We start from the raw sequence: 16,910 nt of genomic DNA, 5'->3' as shown, positions 1-16,910 counted from the left end.
CTTCAGCCCTCTTCGTCGGACAACAAATCAGGCTCCTTGCCCAGCAAGCGCTGAGCCGCCTCGCTCGGCAACGCTTCTACCGATTTCAGTTTGCGCGCCATCTGGCGACTGCGCACCTCGGCCTGGTCGATATTCTTGGCGGCGCGTTCCAGCGTCAACTTGGTGGCGGCCAGCACATCGCCGAACTTGCCGAATTCGGTCTTGACGGCGCCTAGCACCTGCCAAACTTCCGATGAACGCTTCTCCAGCGCGAGCGTGCGGAATCCCATCTGCAGGCTGTTCAGCAGCGCCGATAAAGTCGACGGCCCGGCAATGCTGATCCGGTGCACGCGCTGCAGTTCGTCGGCCAGACCCGGACGACGCATGACTTCGGCATACAAGCCCTCGGTCGGCAGGAACAGGATCGCGAAATCGGTGGTCAGCGGCGGCGACAGGTATTTTTCGGCGATGGTCTTGGCTTCGCCACGGACCGCACGCTCCAATTCCTTGGAAGCTTGTGCAACGCCTTCCACATCGGCCCGATCGGCCGCTTCCGCCAACCGTTCGTATTGCTCTTTCGGGAATTTGGCATCGATCGGCATCCATACCGGGGTGCCGCCATCGTCGTTGCCCGGCAGCTTGATGGCAAACTCAACCCGCTCGCCGCTGCCCGGAACAGTCTCCACGTTCTTGGCGTATTGCTCCGGCGTCAGCACCTGCTCCAGCAGCATTTCCAGCTGCACTTCACCCCAGGTCCCGCGCGTCTTGACGTTGGTCAGCACGCGTTTGAGATCGCCGACGCCGATTGCCAGTTGCTGCATCTCACCCAGCCCCTGATGTACTTTTTCCAGGCGGTCGGAAACGATCTTGAACGACTCGCCCAGACGCTGTTCCAGCGTCGCGTGCAATTTTTCATCAACGGTCTTGCGCATCTCTTCCAGGCGCAGGCCGTTGTCGTTTTGCAGGTCTTTGATCTTGGCTTCGAGGGTAGCGCGCACTTCTGCCATGCGCTGCGCATTCGATTCAGTCAGCGCCGCCAGCGTCTGGTTCAGGGTGTCGCCAAAACGCTTCAACGACTGCGCCTGTTCTTCGCGGTTGGTTTGCGCCTGCTGGTTCATCGCGAGCCGCATGCTGTCGAGTTGCTGGGCGTTGGTTTCGTTGAGCTTGACCAGTTGCTGGGCGAAGGTATCGATCTGATTGTTCTGCAAGGTCGCGACGCTGGTCATTTGCGCCGCCAGCGTTTGCTGTAGCTGGCCGAAACTGCTGCCCAGTTCCTGCCGCATGCCCTGAGCGCTGGTCTGCACTTCGCTACGCAGTTCGCGCTGCTGGCGGTCACCGAAATCCTGTTGGTGGCGTTGCAAATCGTTTTGCAATTGCGCCAACTGTTGCGCCGGATCCGTGCCACGGGCGCTACGCACAATGGCAATGATCTGCAGCGCGATGATGACGGCGGCGACTGCCAGCAGGATGAGCAATTCGGATGAGGTCATGTATTCCCTGGTAAAACTGAAATTGCGAAATTAAAAATTGCGAAGTAACGCAGCATCACGGCTGAACATCAGCCTTGTTGCGCATCCAGTCGGCAGTCTGGAAGAAAGAAGTCAGCAGGCGCTCCTGCAGCCATTCTTCCATGCCGACTTCGTGCATCGCCATTGCCATGCAGCGCAGCCACTGGTCACGCTCCGGCGTCGCGATCGCATAAGGCAGATGACGCGCGCGCAGGCGCGGATGGCCGAAGCGTTCTATGTACAAATCGGGGCCGCCGCTCCAGCCGGTCAAAAACCAGTAGAACTTGTCGCGCGAGCCTTCCAGCGTCGTTGGATGCAAGGCGCGGATCACGGCGAACTGCGGCTCCAGGTCCATCAGGTCGTAGAAGCGGTCGACCAGTTCGCGCAGCTTGTCGGCGCCACCGATCAGCTCGTACAAGGTGGCTTGCGGTTGTTTCTCTGATTGCTCGGCCGTATCGGCGGAGATGCTTGGTTCTGTAGTCATGGGGAAATAATGAAGGCGTAAGCCAGCATTATCCCCGAAATGACGCCTGCGGGTGGCCTAACCAGGCTGAAATCAGGTTCCGCGCAGGGTTTGCAGCGGCGGCTGGTTCAATACGTTGCGCAATCCGACCCAGCCGCCGGCAAACGTGCAGGCCGCGCCTATCGCCATGCCGGCCAGCCAAACCAGCGGGCTGAAGGTCCAGGTGAAGTTGAACACGTAATGCGCCAGCGCCCAGCCGATTGCCGCCGCGCCGGTCGCCGCCAGGAAACCGGCCAGGCTGCCGACCAGCGCAAATTCGATCCATTGCGACTGCGACAACTGTTTGCGCGTTGCGCCCAGTGCCCGCAGCAGGCCCGCTTCTCTGGTCCGCTCGTCCTGCGAGCCGACCAGCGCCGCATACAGCACCAGTGCGCCCGACGCCAAAGTGAACAGGAACAGGAATTCAACCGCCGCCACCACCTGATCGATCACGCCCTGGATCTGCTTGATGACGCTGCCGATATCGACCACGGTCAAGTTGGGGAAATCGCGCGTCAGCTGATTGGCGAAATTCACATGCGCATCCGGCAAATTGAAAGCAGTGATCCAGGTCTGCGGCATATCGGCCATCAGCTTGGGATTGAGGATGACAAAGAAATTGACTCGCATCGAACCCCATTCCAGCTTGCGCAGGCTGGTGATCGGCACGCTGACCAGTTGGCCGGCGATGTCGAATTGCAGGCGATCACCAATCTTCAGGTTCAGGGTTTTAGCCAGGCCTTCTTCGACCGAAGCTGCCGGTTGCTGATCGGTAAACCAATGACCGGCGGTGAGTGTGTTCTGCTCCGGCAGTTGATTCATGGTGGACAGGTTGAACTCGCGATCCACCAGACGCTTGGCGCGATCGTCGGGATAGGTATCGGCCGTGATCGGCTTGTCGTTGACTTGCGTCAGGCGGCCGCGAATCATTGGAAACAATTCCGGTTGGGCGATGCCGATTGCCTGCAGGCGATGCGTGATCTCGGCACGCTGGTCTTCCTGGATATTGATCACAAAACGGTTCGGCGCATCAACCGGTGTGGCCTGGCGCCAGGCGCCGACCAGGTCGCCGCGGATCACCGTCAGCAGCAGCAAGGCCATCAAACCCAGCGACAAGGCGACGATCTGCACGATGGTGGCGACCGGACGTCGTTGCAGCGCGGTCAGCGCGAAACGCCAGCTCGGATTGCGCGACAAGCCGCGTACATGACGCGAGGCCTTCAGCGCCAGCCAGCCCAGTAGTGCAAACAAACCGAAGCCGCCAAGGAAGCCGAGCGCGGTCAGCAAACCCAGTTTCAAGTCGCCGGCCTGCCACAACAGCAAACCGATAAATGTCAGCGTGCCGAGGGCATAGATGGCCAGCACCATCGCCTGCGGCGCATCCTGTTCGCGCCGGATCACACGGTTATGCGGCACATTGCGCAGTTGCAGGATCGGTGGCAGCGCAAAGCCAATCAACAGCAGCAAGCCGGTAATCAAACCTTGCAGCGCCGGCATTACACTGGCCGGCGGCAGATCGCTGGAGACAAACTTGCCGAGCAACTCAAGTAGCATGAAATGCGCGCCGAAACCCAGCAGTACACCGATCACGCTGCCGGCTATGCCGATCAGCAGGAATTCCAGCAGATACAGTTGCGTCACCTGGCCCTGGGTCAGGCCCAGGCAGCGCAACATTGCACAAGCATCCAGATGGCGCAGCATGAAACGGCGCGCCGCCATCGCCACCGCTACCGCCGCCAGCAAGGCCGACAACAACCCGACCAGCGACAAGAACTGTTCGCCACGATCCAGCGTGGCGCGCATTTCGGGCCGGCCGTTTTCCAGGCCCTCGATCCGCACGCCTTTGAGGTTCTCGCGACTGATATCGCTTTCGACCCACTTCTGGAAGTCCTGGATCTGTCGCGCTGCGCCACTCAACAGCAAACGGTAAGTCACGCGCGAGCCGTCCTGGATCAGATTGGTGGAGGCCAGATCAGCCATCGACAGCATCACGCGCGGCGCGAAATTGATGAAGCCGCTGCCGCGGTCCGGTTCGACCACCAGCACTTTGGCAATCTTGAAGGTGCGATCACCCAGCTTGAGCGGATCGCCGACCGCCAGGTTCAGCGCGATCAGCATATTGGAATCCAGCCACACCGTGCCGGCCGCCGGTATCTGGTGGGTAGTCTCGTCGGCGCCGCCCACGCGGTCGGAAACGACTAGATTGCCGCGCAACGGATAACCGGTGCTGACTGCTTTCAGGGAGGCGAGCTGCGAGCGGGTGGCATCACCTTCACCGGCAATCGCCATGCTGGGAAACACGACCGTATCGGCCAAGGTCAGCTGGCGGCGTGCCGCTTCGTCGCGCCAGCTTGGCGTTATGCGCTGATCGGCCGAAATCAGCAGATCGCCGCCAAGCAACTGGTGTGCATCGCGCGTCATGCCGGCGCGCATGCGATCGACAAAAAAGCCGACTGCCGACAACGAGGCAACGGCCACAATCAAGGCAATCAACAGGAATCGTAGTTCACCGGCGCGCCAATCGCGCTGGGTCATGCGTAGGGATTGAAATAAAATCATTCTAGATTCGGTAGTTGAACGGGTGCGAACCTGTAGCGCTCTTCCCCCGATAGGTGAGCATCATTAAAAAAAAGAAATTCAATACGCATAAAGCCTGCCAAACATAACTAAGCGGTCAACTGCCGAATCTAGAATCAAGTAGCCAATCGTTGAAATACCCAGCGTATGCCGCGCCATAATTTGGGCAGCAGCCAGATCGCAAACAGGAAAAATAGAATCAGGAATGCAAACAATAACCAGGGGTGAAAAAACGCCGCCCATAAACCGCCCAGCACCGTGGCGTCTTCGGAAAACGACGCGGTCCAATTGCTCAGAGGCTCCGGCGTGGTGTTGATCATGGCCCGGCTGCCGGCCTTGGTGGCATGCGCGCCCAATGCAAAGGTGCCGCCGACCAGCGCTGCTACCGTGGTCCAGGCTGGATCCATGTGGCCCATCGCGGCTACCGCCAGGATGGCGCCGGCCGGAATCCGGATGAAGGTGTGAATGGCGTCCCACACCGAATCCAGGCCGGGAATCTTATCCACCAGGAATTCGATGGCTGTCAGCAATCCGGTAACGCCGATGACCCATGGCGACTCCAATATCTGCAGCGCCTGCGGTAGATCGATCCAGCCGGCGCGGCCAAACCAGCCGGCAATGAAGAGCGCCATATACAGCCGAATGCCGCTGGCCCAGGACAAACCGCCTGCGAGGGCGGCACTGGAAAGTGTATCAATCATGATGTCCCCTTCTCTCCGGATTCGATCTGATGTTGAGACTTGATTTGGGTCTCGATTTGAATCTTCGCACTAGCGTAACGTAAACCACCATCAGCCGCGCAAGATTAGCCATCCTGCCAGCAAAATCAATGCCGTACTGAAGCTCAGGCGCAACTTGCGCTCAGGCAGGTGATGCGCCAGCGCGACACCGGCGGAGACGCTGAAGATGCCGCCGATGGCCAGCGGAATGCCGATATGCCAGTCGACATGGCCGGCAAAGGCGAAGGTGCCGAGGGCAATCACCGCTCCCGGCGAGACCAGCGCCAGCGCCATGCCTTGGGCTGCAGTCTGGGTCATGCCGAAAAAAGCCACCAGTGCCGGTGGCGCAACCACGCCGCCGCCGACCCCGAAAAAGCCGGAAATGGCGCCGCCGATAACGCCCACCACCGGCAGGTAACGGGGCCCCAGCAAGGGTGGGCCGGTCCGCAACGGCTTCTTGCGGGCGGCGTTCCAGAACAGATACAGTCCCAACACTCCCATGAAAACCGCGAAAGCGACGTGCAATCTGGCGGAACTGATGACGGTCGCGTACCAGGCTGCGGCATAGGTCACCAGTATGGCCGAACCGCCCAGCACCGCTGCAGAGCGTAATTCCAGGCCGTTGCGCTGGCGGTAACGCCAGAAACCGAGCATCACGTTCGGCGCCACCATGACCAGCGCCGTGCCTTGCGCCAGTTGCTGGTCCATGCCGTACAGCAGGCCCAGCACCGGGATCGCGATCAGGCCGCCGCCAATGCCGAACAAGCCGCCGACACCGCCCAGCACGCCACCTAGAAGCAGGTTGCCGCAAAATAGCAATAGTCCGTCAAGCATGGGAATCCGGTGGTTGGCAACGGCCTTTCCGGCGAGCGGAAAAGCACGAGATGATGAATGAAGACAGGCGCCGCTGGATAGTGGCGGCGCCAGAGGAATTACTTGGGGTCGACCAGTTGTGCGACGCGGACATCGCCGCATTGCGCGCGGTTGCGCAACGCATGGTCCATCAGCACCAGCGCCAGCATCGCTTCGGCAATCGGCGTGGCGCGGATGCCGACGCAAGGATCGTGGCGGCCGAAGGTTTCAACGGTGGCCGGATTGCCCTGCTTGTCGATCGACTGGCGTGGCGTGCGGATGCTGGAAGTCGGCTTGATGGCGATCGAGACAGTGATGTCCTGGCCGCTGGAAATGCCGCCCAGGATGCCGCCGGCGTTGTTGGTCAGGAAACCATGGCGGGTAATTTCGTCGCCATGCTGCGACCCCTTTTGCGCCACCGAGGCAAAGCCGGCGCCGATTTCCACGCCCTTGACGGCGTTGATGCCCATCATCGCGTAGCCGATCTCGGCATCGAGCTTGTCGTACAGCGGTTCGCCCAAACCGACCGGAACATTGGAGGCCACCACATCGATGCGCGCGCCGCAGGAATCGCCATCCTTGCGCAACGCATCCATATACGCCTCAAGTTCGGCGATCTGGCTGATATTGGCGGCAAAAAACGGGTTGTTGGGTACATGCTCCCAGGACTCAAAGGTGATCGGCAGTTCACCCAGCTGGCTCATGCAGCCCTTGAACGTGGTGCCGTATTGTTGCAGCAACCATTTTTTTGCGATTGCCGCAGCGCCGACAATCGGCGCCGTCAGCCGTGCCGACGAACGGCCGCCGCCGCGTGGATCGCGGATGCCGTATTTTTGCCAGTAGGTGTAGTCAGCATGCCCGGGACGGAAAGTCTCGATGATGTTGCCGTAGTCCTTGCTGCGCTGGTCCTGGTTGCGGATCAGCAGCGCAATCGGTGTGCCAGTGGTCTTGCCTTCGTAGACGCCGGACAGGATTTCGACGGTGTCCGGCTCCTGGCGCTGGGTCACATGGCGCGAAGTGCCGGGCTTGCGGCGATCCAGGTCAGGCTGGATATCGGCTTCCGACAATTCCATCCCCGGCGGACAACCATCGATCACGCAGCCGATGGCCGGGCCGTGGGATTCGCCGAAATTGGTGACGCTAAACAGACTGCCGAAGGTATTGCCGGGCATGATGATCCAGATAAAAGGGCTGAAAAACCCGATTTTACCAGTGCGGCCCCCATGGGGCTACCTGGACGGCAAAATTATTGTCTTTCAGACATCTATCATGCCGTTCAACCATGGCGAACCCATTCTCATCTGCAACCATGCCTATCTGCACTCCGGCATTGGCGCGGTGATCGATGTTGCCGGACCGCCCTCAAGACAAGCGGGCCAGCCGAGTGGTGAGCAAATCGAAAAAACCCTGCGCATCCCCTTCGGTGATCCAGCGCGCGTTGGCCGGGCGCTTGGTGACGTGGTAGTAGTCGACAACCGTCTGGCCGAAGGTCGGCCCTTCGCGCGTATCGACCTCGACATTGACCATGCGTCCCTTGAACATCTCCGGCCGCAACAGATAGCCGATGGTGGTCGCATCGTGCACCGGGCCGCCCGGCAGGCCGTATTGCTTGATATCGTGCTCAACGTAGGCGTCGAGGATGTCGGCGGCGATCTTGCCGGCCTGGTTGCCGATATTGCGCAGGCGCGCGATGCGCTCGGGACTGGTCAGCATCTTGTGGGTGACGTCGAGCGGAATCACCGTGATCGGCAAGCCGCTCTTGAACACGACATCGCTGGCATGCGGATCAGCGAACACGTTGAATTCCGCCACCGGCGTGATATTGCCGCCATTGAAATGGGCGCCGCCCATCATGACCACTTCACGGATGCCCTGGCCGATTTGCGGATTCTGGATCAGCGCCAAGGCCAGGTTGGTTTGCGGGCCCAGCGTCACGATCGTCGTGCTTTTCGGCTTGGCGCTTGCCAAGGTATCGATCAGGTATTGCACCGCATTGCCCTCGGCCAGCGGCTGCTTCGGTTCGAACACCTTGACGCCGGTCACGCCTTCGGCGCCATGCACTTCGGCCGCATAGATCGGCGTGCGCAACATCGGCCGCGCGCTGCCGGCATAGACCGGCACATCAGGCCGATTGGCCCACTCGCGCACCATGCGCGCATTGCGCGAGGTGTAACTCAACTGGACATTGCCTGCCACCGTGGTCAGCGCCCGCACATCGAGCTGATCGCGCGCCGACAAGGCCAGCAGCAAGGCGATCACATCGTCGGCGCCAGGATCGGTATCGATGATCAGCGGCAGTGGCACAGCGTCTGTCGCCAGTGCCGAACCCATCGGCATCGCGCTCAACAGCAGGCTGCCGCCAAGCAGCTTGCCGCCCTGGGTAAGAAAATTGCGCCGGGCCATAACGGCGTCCTCCGTAGTCTTGTTCTTCATCGTCGATTCTTTCGCAATGTGTTTTGGAAAAAACGACAGTTTACTGCCAAGCGCCGCGCAAGGCCTGCACTTGCTGCTGCAAATACTCAGGCGTAGCTTGTGCCGGCGCCACCGGCTCGCCCACCGCCAGTTGCAGCGCCGACAACGGGCCGCGCTTGAACGAACGATGGAAAGGATTGCCGGCGCTGCGGGTCCACATGCTGCCCCACAGGCCGCTCAGCGCCATCGGAATGACCGGCACCGGAGTGCGGTCGACGATCTTCTTGATGCCACCGCGGAATTCATTCATTTCGCCGGTGCTGGTCAGCTTGCCTTCCGGGAAGATGCAGACCAGGTCGCCATCCGCCAACGCTGCTGCGATCTGGTCGAAAGCGTGCTCCATCAATTCCGGATTTTCCTTGGCCGGCGCAATCGGGATTGCCTTGGCGGTCTTGAAGACCCAGGCCAATACCGGAATCTTGAAGATGCGATGATCCATCACAAAACGGATCGGACGCGGGCTGGCCGCCATGATGACGATGGCATCGACATAGCTGACATGGTTACAAACCAGCACCGCAGCGCCTTCGGCGGGAATCAGATCGCGGTTGATGGTCTTCACCCGATGGATGGTTTGGATCAAGATCCAGGCAATGAAACGCACCAGGTATTCCGGCACCACCGTGAAAATGTAGATCGCGACAATCGCGTTAAGAATTGCGGTAATCAGGAAAATCTGCGGAATCGTAAAGCCGGATTGCAGCAGCACCATCGCCACCAAGGCCGCCACCACCATGAACAAGGCATTCATGATATTCATGCCGGCGATCGTGCGCGACAGATGCCGGCGGTCGCAACGGGTCTGGATCACGGCGAACAGCGGCACGATGTACAAGCCGCCGAACAGGCCGATCATCACGCAATCGAAGAGGATGCGCCAGCTGCCGTGCTGCTGTACAAAACCGCCCATGTCGACTACTACGGTATTGGTGTAACTGATGCTGGCCAGGAACAGATCCAGGCCGAATACCGACAAGCCGATCGCACCGAACGGCACCAGGCCGATTTCCACTTTATGGCCGGACAAGCGCTCGCACAACAGCGAACCGGCGCCGACGCCGAGTGAAAACACCGTCAGCAGCAGCACGAATACGCTATGGTCGCCATGCAGATAATTCTTGGCGTACAACGGGAACTGCGCCAGCACGATGGCGCCGTAGAACCAGAACCAGGAGTTGGCCAGCATTGCCAGGAACACCGGACGGTTCTTGCGCGAGAAACCAAGATTGCGCACGGTTTCGGTAATCGGATTCCAATTGACCTTCAGTGCCGGCTCCGCCGCCGGCGTCAGCGGAATGCGGCGGCTGAACAGCCAGCCGACAATCGCAATCGCCACCGTGCCACCGGCCACCAGCTCAATGCCCCACGGCTTGTGGACCACCAGCACCGCGCCCAGCACTTCGCCCAGCAGGATGCCGACGAAGGTTCCCATTTCGATAATGCCGTTGCCGCCGACCAGTTCATCCTGGCGCAGTTGCTGCGGCAGATACGCATATTTGACCGGTCCGAAAATGGTCGAATGCACGCCCATGCCGACAATCGCCAGAATCAGCAGCCACAAGGAATGCGTCATCCAGCCGACGGCGGCAATCGACATGATGACGATTTCCAGCACCTTGACGTAACGTGTCAGGCGCGATTTCTCGAACTTGTCGGCCAGTTGGCCGGCAGTCGCCGACAACACAACGAACGGCAGGATGAACAAACCTGGAATCAGGTTGTTCAGCAGGTTGACGTCCATGCTGGTCCAGCTCAGCGCTTCGTAGGTCAGGATCGTCAACAGCGCGGTCTTGAATACGTTGTCGTTGAATGCACCGAAAAACTGGGTCCAGAAGAATGGTGCGAAGCGTCGCTGTCGGAGTAGGGAAAATTGACTGGATTTGGACATGGATTAGACAAATGGGAAAGGATTGCGCGCTCCGGCAATAATTGGCGGCGACGAATAAATTTCTTTTTTGATATTTTATTTTTGTGCAGCTTACACAAAAAAACCGTTTGCGGCATCATCCTGCCACAAACGGTTTCCCCAGACTTCAGACAAATCCTATTCTTCGGTGGTCGACGGCCAGTCGCGAATATAGGCTTTCAGCATCTTGTTCTCAAAGCCCTGCGCATCCAGCACGGCTTTTGCCACGTCATAAAACGACATCACACCGAGCAGCGTGCGCGCATCCATGATCGGCACATAACGCGCGTGGCGTTCCAGCATGATGCGGCGTACTTCGTTGACCTCGGTGTCGGGGGTAACAGTAATCGGGCTGTCATCCATATGCTTGCGCACGGTATTGCTGCCGACCGCACCGCCATTCTGGTGGATCGCCACCAACACTTCGCGGAAAGTCAGCATGCCCACCAGCGAACCGAACTCCATCACCACCAGCGATCCGATATCTTTCTCCGCCATGGTATTGACGGCATCAATCAGCGGCGTATCGGGTGTCACCGTGTAAAGGATATTGCCTTTGACTTTGAGGATTTCGGAAACTTTCATGGGGTCATCCTGCCTTTGCTTGGGTTATGCTTGGGTTATGCTTATGTACTGGAATGTAGCCTAAGCGAGACCAAAAATCTACCGCGCAGCGCAGCATCACTAGAGTGATTTCTCATATTTTATAAAAATTGATGGAGACCCAAGCGCCATGAGCAGCCCTCACTACCCCGGCTTCGACACCCTGTCGCTACATGCCGGCAGCGCCCCAGATCCGGCCACCGGCGCGCGCGCCACGCCGATTTACCTGACTTCGGCGTTTGTATTCAAGGATTCCGACCACGCCGCGTCGCTATTCAATATGGAACGCGCCGGCCATGTCTATTCACGCATTTCCAATCCGACCAACGCGGTGCTGGAAGAACGCATCGCGGCACTGGAAGGCGGCGTTGCCGGGATCGCGGTCGCCAGCGGACAAGCTGCCATGCATCTTGGACTAGCCACCATCGCCGGCGCCGGTTCGCATATCGTGGCCTCGCGCGCACTGTATGGCGGTTCGCACAACCTGCTCTCCTACACCTTGAAACGCTTCGGCATCGAAACCACCTTCGTCGATCCGAGCGACCTGGATGCCTGGCGCGCCGCGATCCGGCCGAATACCAAGGTACTGTTCGGCGAAACGCTCGGCAATCCGGGACTGGACGTGCTGGATATTCCGCGTATCGCGGCATTGGCGCATGAACACTATCTGCCGTTGATGGTGGATTCGACGTTTACCACGCCTTATCTGCTGCGCCCGTTCGATCACGGCGCCGATCTGGTATTCCACTCCGCCACCAAGTTCCTGTGCGGACACGGCACAGCGGTCGGCGGACTGCTGGTGGACGGCGGCACTTTCGATTGGCAGCAGGCCTACGACAAGAGCGGCCGCTTCGCCGAACTGTGCGAGCCGTATGAAGGTTTCCATGGCATGGTGTTTTCGGAAGAATCGACCGTTGCGCCGTTTTCCCTGCGCGCGCGGCGCGAAGGATTGCGTGACTTCGGTGCAGTGATGAGCCCGCACAATGCATTCGCGATCCTGCAAGGCGTTGAAACGCTAGGGTTACGTATGGAAAAGCATGTCGCCAACACCCGCAAGGTCGTCGAATTCCTGGCGGCGCATGCGGCGGTCGAATCGGTCGCCTATCCTGAATTGCCTTCACACCCTGGTTACGCACTGAGCAAAACGCTACTGCCCAAGGGCTGCGGCGCCGTGTTCTCATTCAACCTGAAGGGCGACCGCGCTGCCGGACGACGCATGGTCGAATCGCTCAAGATTTTCTCCCACCTGGCCAATGTCGGCGATGCCAAATCGCTGGTGATCCATCCGGCTTCGACCACCCATTTCCGGGTTCCTAGCGAACAATTGGCCGCCGCCGGCATCAGCGAAGGAACACTGCGCCTGTCGATCGGACTGGAAAACGTTGACGATCTGATCGAAGACCTGTCGTATGGTTTGAAGATGTCGCAGCGCACTGAACACGCCGGCCGCAAGGAGAAATGAGATGCTATTGAAAACACATTTCCGCGGCGGCGATTACGACACCTATTGCTATACCGGCGGCAAACCATTCAATCCGGCGTTGCCGACCGCGGTGTTCCTCCACGGCGGCCAGAACGACCACTCGGTCTGGATCCTGCAGACCCGCTACTTCGCCCACCACGGCTTCGGCGTGCTGGCAGTCGACCTGCCGGGACATGGGCGCAGCCAGGGACCGGCGCTGGCGTCGATTGAAGACATGGCGGACTGGTTATCGGCATTGCTGGATGCCGCCGGCGTTGGCACTGCCATCCTGATCGGGCATAGCATGGGTTCGCTGATCGCCTTGGAAAGCGCGGGTCGCAGCGGCTCTGCGGCGCGCATCGCCGGCATTGCACTGGTCGGCACCGCCTACCCGATGAAAGTCGCCGATGCGCTGCTGGATGCCGCCAATAATGACCAGCAAACCGCCATCGACATGGTCAACATCTGGTCGCATTCGACCATATCGCCGAAACCGTCGGCGCCCGGCCCCGGCTTTTATGTACAAGGCGCCAGCCAACGCCTGATGCAGCGCATCGCGCGCCAGTCGGAACAAAAGCCGACCGTGTTCCATACCGATTTTGCCGCCTGCAACGCCTATGCCAATGGCGAGCAGGCAGCGCGCGCGGTGACTTGCCCGACCCTGTTCCTGCTCGGCCAGCGCGATGTGATGACGCCGGCCAAAGCGGCAGCCGGGCTGATCGCCGCCATCAAGCAAGCCAAGGTGGTGCAGATTGCCGCCAGCGGCCATGCGTTGATGGCTGAACAGCCGGATGCGGTGCTCGACCAATTGTTCCAGTTCGCCACTGCCGCCGCGATCAGCGCACTGCAATCGGCGCCATCGGTTGCACCTGTGGCCGTGGGAGACTAAGCTTAAAGAACAGCACCAACGAGTAACAACCAGGAGACGCCATGCCTACCGTGCTTGAAAAGAAATACGAGACCTTCGCCGAGTTTTACCCGAGCTATCTCAGTCAGCACAGCAATCGCACCTGTCGCCAGTTGCATTTTTTCGGCTCGACGCTGGTGCTGCTGGCGCTGATTGCGCTGGTAGTGACCGGCGCCCTGTATTGGCTACTGGTGGCGCTGGTTTGCGGTTACGGTTTTGCCTGGATCGGCCATTTCGTGTTCGAAAAGAATCGCCCGGCCACATTCAAGCAGCCGCTCTATTCCTTCCTCGGCGACTGGGTCATGTATTGGCAAATGCTGACCGGCCAGGTTTCGTTTTAATTGGCTTTGTATTAATAACTTGCAGCAATGTGAACCGTTTGTCCCGTAAAATAGCGATATCTTTATATTTAGACATCACTTCAGCGATCGGCCGAATCTCGAACGGCCAATCCTGATATGCGAACAGGGGGAGTTACATGGAAACAGCCAAAGCAGGCATTACGCCGGGAGTGGAACAGCAAAACCAGCTGGCAGAGCCGCCTACGCCGCCGTCGGCGCCGACAGTGTTCGCGATGAACTACTCACGGCCAACCTACAACAGCACAGTGCAAATCAGTTATTTCTGGAGCCTGCGTTCCATGTACGGAGCGCTGCTCAAAGTCCCCATGTCGTGAACGTCACTGGCGAACCGGCAAGTTGCTGCCGTGCGTAAAATACGACGCCAGCGTCTGTTCCAGACCCTGCTCGATTGCCACTTCGACCTGTTGCGCCAACTCCGTTTCCGCCATCTTGTCGGCCGCCAGATTGCAGACGAACAGACGATAGATATCGGCCAACTTCAATGCATCCGGATTTGCCAACAGGATCCAGCCGTCGACGCTGACCCGCACTTTACGCCCCCATTGGCTGCGCGTCGGCATTTCGGTCTGTACACAGCCAACCCAGCCGACCTCCAGCATCTGCTGCAACAGGCTCTCCGATTCATCGAAACCAAGCCGGGTCGCCTGTCGGATCTGTGTCGCATCAACCGCAGCCGATTCGCTTCCGTTCCTTGCCTGATATAACACCCGCAACACCGCCATCGCATCGACAAACGCGCTGCCCGGCGTCGGCACATGCCACCAGCGCTCGTACTTCACCACCGGCAAGGCAGCCACCAGCAACGCGCCGAACAGTGTGATCATCCATAGCATGTAGATCCACAACAGGAAAATCGGCAACGCAGCCAGCGCACCGTAGACCATGGTGTAGGTCGGAAACTTGATGATATACGCGGCAAAGACCCGCTTGGCGATCTCGAACGCGATACCGGCCAGCAAGCCGCCCCAGATGGCATCACGCCAATTGACTCGCTGATTCGGCACGGCGACGTACAGCAGCGTAAAGGCGCCGGTGGTCAGCGACACCGACAGCAGCGTATAAAACCAGGCGCCGACCCAACTGACGACCAGCCCGTTGGCGGCAGCCGACAGCGAAGAAGTGACCGTGATCGAAATACCGATCAGCAATGGCCCCAGCGTGATGATTGCCCAGTACACCAATACCCGCTGGATCCAGGGGCGCTGGGTCTTGACGCGCCAGATGCGGTTGAATACGTGATCAACGGTCGACATGGTCAGCACCGAAGTCACGATCAGCGCCACCCCGCCAACCGCCGACAAGCGCGCCGATTTGGTCGCAAACTGGTTGAGGTAATTCAGGATGGTGTCGGCTACGCCCTTGGGCATCAGGTTATGTACGAAATACGCTTCCAGCGAAGCGCGGAAGGTGCTGAACAGAGGGAAGACCGTAAAAATCGCCAGCGCGATGGTCAGCATCGGCACCAGCGCCAGGATCGTGGTGAAGGTCAGGCTGCCGGCCACTTGCGGCAGGCGCTCCTCGTCCAGGCGGCGCGCCGCAAAGCGAAACAGATCGCGCAATTGCGACCAGGACAGGCCGCGTAATCCGGAAAATTTTATCAACTTCATGCTCTACCTAATTTTGCCGGTCGGCGCAGTCGCGTAAACGCACGTTTTGCCTCATGGACCGACACTAAAGCGCCCTATAATACCAACTATGAACTCATCCAACATTATCGTTAATACACCGATTCTGGTTTTGTACTACTCGCGCCATGGCTCAACCCGCAAGCTGGCCGAGCTGATCGGCCAGGGCATCGACTCGGTGGCGGGCTGTGAAGCGCGCTTGCGCACGGTGCCGGCCGTATCAACCGTGGTCGAAGCCAGCGCACCCGACATCCCGCTGGAAGGCGCACCCTATGTCGAACTGGCGGACCTGGTGCAATGCGCCGGTCTGGCGCTGGGATCGCCGACCCGCTTCGGCAACATGGCTGCCGCCATGAAATATTTCTGGGATGGCACCAGCACCGACTGGCTGGCGGGCACCCTGGCCGGCAAGCCGGCCTGCGTGTTCACCTCCACCGGCAGCCTGCACGGCGGCCAGGAATCGACATTGATGTCGATGATGACGCCGCTCTTGCACCATGGCATGCTGGTGATGGGCTTACCCTACACCCTGCCGGAACTGATGACCACCTCCAGTGGCGGCACGCCCTATGGCGCCAGCCATTGGTCGGGCATGAACGGCAGCCAACCGATTTCCGCTGAAAGCCGCACCCTGGCCATTGCCCAGGGACGCCGCCTGGCTGAAACTGCACTAAAATTGAATGCACCGCTCAACACAGGCCAACGGGGGGCATGATGACCACCAAACTGAAACCGAGCACGCCGACCCACCCGCTGCCGCACGCAGCCCGCCAGCCGCGCTTCTTCTACTTCGGAGCGGTCGGCAGCCTGCTGGCCCTGATTGCACTGGGCGTGGCCTGGGAACTGCTGCTGGCGCCGTTGCGCCCGGGCGGCTCCTGGATGGTGTTGAAAGTCCTGCCGCTGCTACTGCCGCTACGCGGCGTCATGAAGCGCGATGTCTACACGATGCAATGGGCCTCGATGCTGATCCTGCTCTACCTGGCCGAAGGCATCGTCCGCGCCACCAGCGACAGCAACCTCATGTCCGCCCGCCTGGGCTGGATCGAAGTCGCCCTCAGCTGCATCTTCTTTCTATGCACCATCCTGTATTTACGCCCCTACAAAAAAGCCGCCAAGGAAGTTGCGCAAGAGGTAATCAAGAAGGCGTCGCAATAGTTAAAAGCTGTTGGTTGGTTTGATGGTGTCGTCGCATTTGGGGCACGTACTCCGTGGTCCGTTAAATGGGGTCAGAGTAATTTTCGCAAAAGGCCGCGAAAAAAACTCCGACCCCATTTAACTGCTCGGGGTTGGTTTTGATGTTGTTGTTGTTGGTTTTGACGTCGCTTTTGAATTGGCTTTTGTCGTTGCCGTTGCTTTTGACTTTTCGCATGCTGACGTTGCCAAATGGGACGCGCGACAGTCGGGAATTATGGGACACATGTTTGAGCGCAGCGAGT

17 protein-coding genes are annotated in these 16,910 nt (G+C 59.5%); 6 read left to right on the top strand and 11 right to left on the bottom strand.

Going from position 1 to position 16,910, the window contains the following annotated elements; all coding sequences use genetic code 11:
* Positions 1-2: 2 nt before the first annotated feature.
* From rmuC to ACIPF8_RS20395, 9 genes are all read right to left on the bottom strand, one after another.
* On the bottom strand, positions 3-1,469 hold the full coding sequence (gene rmuC / locus ACIPF8_RS20435; RefSeq protein WP_400424586.1) for a DNA recombination protein RmuC: 1,467 nt from the start codon (positions 1,467-1,469) through the stop codon (positions 3-5).
* Positions 1,470-1,524: 55 nt separating this feature from the next.
* Positions 1,525-1,971 carry a group II truncated hemoglobin gene (locus ACIPF8_RS20430; protein ID WP_400424583.1) on the bottom strand — a complete coding sequence of 149 codons (447 nt, stop codon included), beginning with the start codon at positions 1,969-1,971 and terminating at the stop codon, positions 1,525-1,527.
* Positions 1,972-2,043: 72 nt separating this feature from the next.
* A complete protein-coding gene (locus ACIPF8_RS20425; protein ID WP_400424580.1) occupies positions 2,044-4,548 on the bottom strand; it encodes an ABC transporter permease in 2,505 nt (834 codons plus the stop codon).
* A 134-nt stretch (positions 4,549-4,682) separates the two neighbouring features.
* Positions 4,683-5,267 (bottom strand): DUF4126 domain-containing protein, encoded by a 585-nt coding sequence (locus tag ACIPF8_RS20420; protein WP_400424578.1) that lies wholly within the window; start codon positions 5,265-5,267, stop codon positions 4,683-4,685.
* Positions 5,268-5,357: 90 nt separating this feature from the next.
* The gene (locus tag ACIPF8_RS20415; protein ID WP_400424575.1) at positions 5,358-6,119 is read right to left on the bottom strand and encodes a sulfite exporter TauE/SafE family protein; all 762 of its coding nucleotides are present in this window, start codon (positions 6,117-6,119) and stop codon (positions 5,358-5,360) included.
* Positions 6,120-6,217: 98 nt separating this feature from the next.
* Positions 6,218-7,309, bottom strand: a complete 1,092-nt coding sequence (gene aroC / locus ACIPF8_RS20410; protein WP_400424572.1) for a chorismate synthase — start codon at positions 7,307-7,309, stop codon at positions 6,218-6,220.
* Between the two features lie 190 nt (positions 7,310-7,499).
* Positions 7,500-8,570 (bottom strand): nucleoside hydrolase, encoded by a 1,071-nt coding sequence (locus ACIPF8_RS20405; RefSeq protein WP_400424569.1) that lies wholly within the window; start codon positions 8,568-8,570, stop codon positions 7,500-7,502.
* A gap of 40 nt (positions 8,571-8,610) precedes the next feature.
* The gene (locus ACIPF8_RS20400; protein WP_400424566.1) at positions 8,611-10,497 is read right to left on the bottom strand and encodes an MFS transporter; all 1,887 of its coding nucleotides are present in this window, start codon (positions 10,495-10,497) and stop codon (positions 8,611-8,613) included.
* 156 nt (positions 10,498-10,653) lie between these two features.
* Complete coding sequence (locus ACIPF8_RS20395) at positions 10,654-11,100, bottom strand: CBS domain-containing protein (protein ID WP_061532846.1); 447 nt, start codon at positions 11,098-11,100, stop codon at positions 10,654-10,656.
* 148 nt (positions 11,101-11,248) lie between these two features.
* On the opposite strand from ACIPF8_RS20395, the gene ACIPF8_RS20390 reads away from it, so the two are divergent.
* The 4 genes from ACIPF8_RS20390 to ACIPF8_RS20375 all read left to right on the top strand — a co-directional run bounded on the left by ACIPF8_RS20390 (position 11,249) and on the right by ACIPF8_RS20375 (position 14,163).
* Positions 11,249-12,580, top strand: coding sequence for an O-acetylhomoserine aminocarboxypropyltransferase (locus ACIPF8_RS20390; RefSeq protein WP_400424562.1), 1,332 nt, complete (start codon positions 11,249-11,251; stop codon positions 12,578-12,580).
* Between the two features lies 1 nt (position 12,581).
* Positions 12,582-13,469, top strand: a complete 888-nt coding sequence (locus tag ACIPF8_RS20385; RefSeq protein WP_400424559.1) for an alpha/beta fold hydrolase — start codon at positions 12,582-12,584, stop codon at positions 13,467-13,469.
* A gap of 41 nt (positions 13,470-13,510) precedes the next feature.
* On the top strand, positions 13,511-13,828 hold the full coding sequence (locus tag ACIPF8_RS20380; protein WP_400424556.1) for an Mpo1-like protein: 318 nt from the start codon (positions 13,511-13,513) through the stop codon (positions 13,826-13,828).
* A 137-nt stretch (positions 13,829-13,965) separates the two neighbouring features.
* Positions 13,966-14,163 carry a hypothetical protein gene (locus tag ACIPF8_RS20375; RefSeq protein WP_400424554.1) on the top strand — a complete coding sequence of 66 codons (198 nt, stop codon included), beginning with the start codon at positions 13,966-13,968 and terminating at the stop codon, positions 14,161-14,163.
* 3 nt (positions 14,164-14,166) lie between these two features.
* Here the strand turns inward: ACIPF8_RS20375 and ACIPF8_RS20370 are convergent, their stop codons facing one another.
* Positions 14,167-15,456: a YihY family inner membrane protein gene (locus ACIPF8_RS20370; protein WP_400424551.1), complete on the bottom strand. Its 1,290-nt coding sequence runs from the start codon at positions 15,454-15,456 to the stop codon at positions 14,167-14,169.
* An 88-nt stretch (positions 15,457-15,544) separates the two neighbouring features.
* Between ACIPF8_RS20370 and wrbA the strand changes: the two genes are divergently transcribed.
* Both wrbA and ACIPF8_RS20360 read left to right on the top strand, forming a co-directional pair.
* Positions 15,545-16,189: an NAD(P)H:quinone oxidoreductase gene (gene wrbA / locus ACIPF8_RS20365; RefSeq protein ID WP_400424548.1), complete on the top strand. Its 645-nt coding sequence runs from the start codon at positions 15,545-15,547 to the stop codon at positions 16,187-16,189.
* The gene (locus tag ACIPF8_RS20360) at positions 16,186-16,629 is read left to right on the top strand and encodes a DUF2069 domain-containing protein (RefSeq protein WP_400424545.1); all 444 of its coding nucleotides are present in this window, start codon (positions 16,186-16,188) and stop codon (positions 16,627-16,629) included. The genes wrbA and ACIPF8_RS20360 overlap by 4 nt, the downstream gene beginning before the upstream one ends.
* A gap of 61 nt (positions 16,630-16,690) precedes the next feature.
* On the opposite strand, the gene ACIPF8_RS20355 is transcribed toward ACIPF8_RS20360, so the two are convergent.
* The coding region (locus ACIPF8_RS20355) for a hypothetical protein (protein WP_400424542.1) at positions 16,691-16,910 on the bottom strand (220 nt) is incomplete at its 5' end.

The organism is Collimonas sp. NPDC087041 (genome assembly GCF_044745265.1).
Classification (GTDB): Bacteria; Pseudomonadota; Gammaproteobacteria; order Burkholderiales; family Burkholderiaceae_D; genus Collimonas.
Note: the sequence above shows the minus strand (reverse complement) of the source record. Positions and strands in the feature narration are given on the sequence as shown.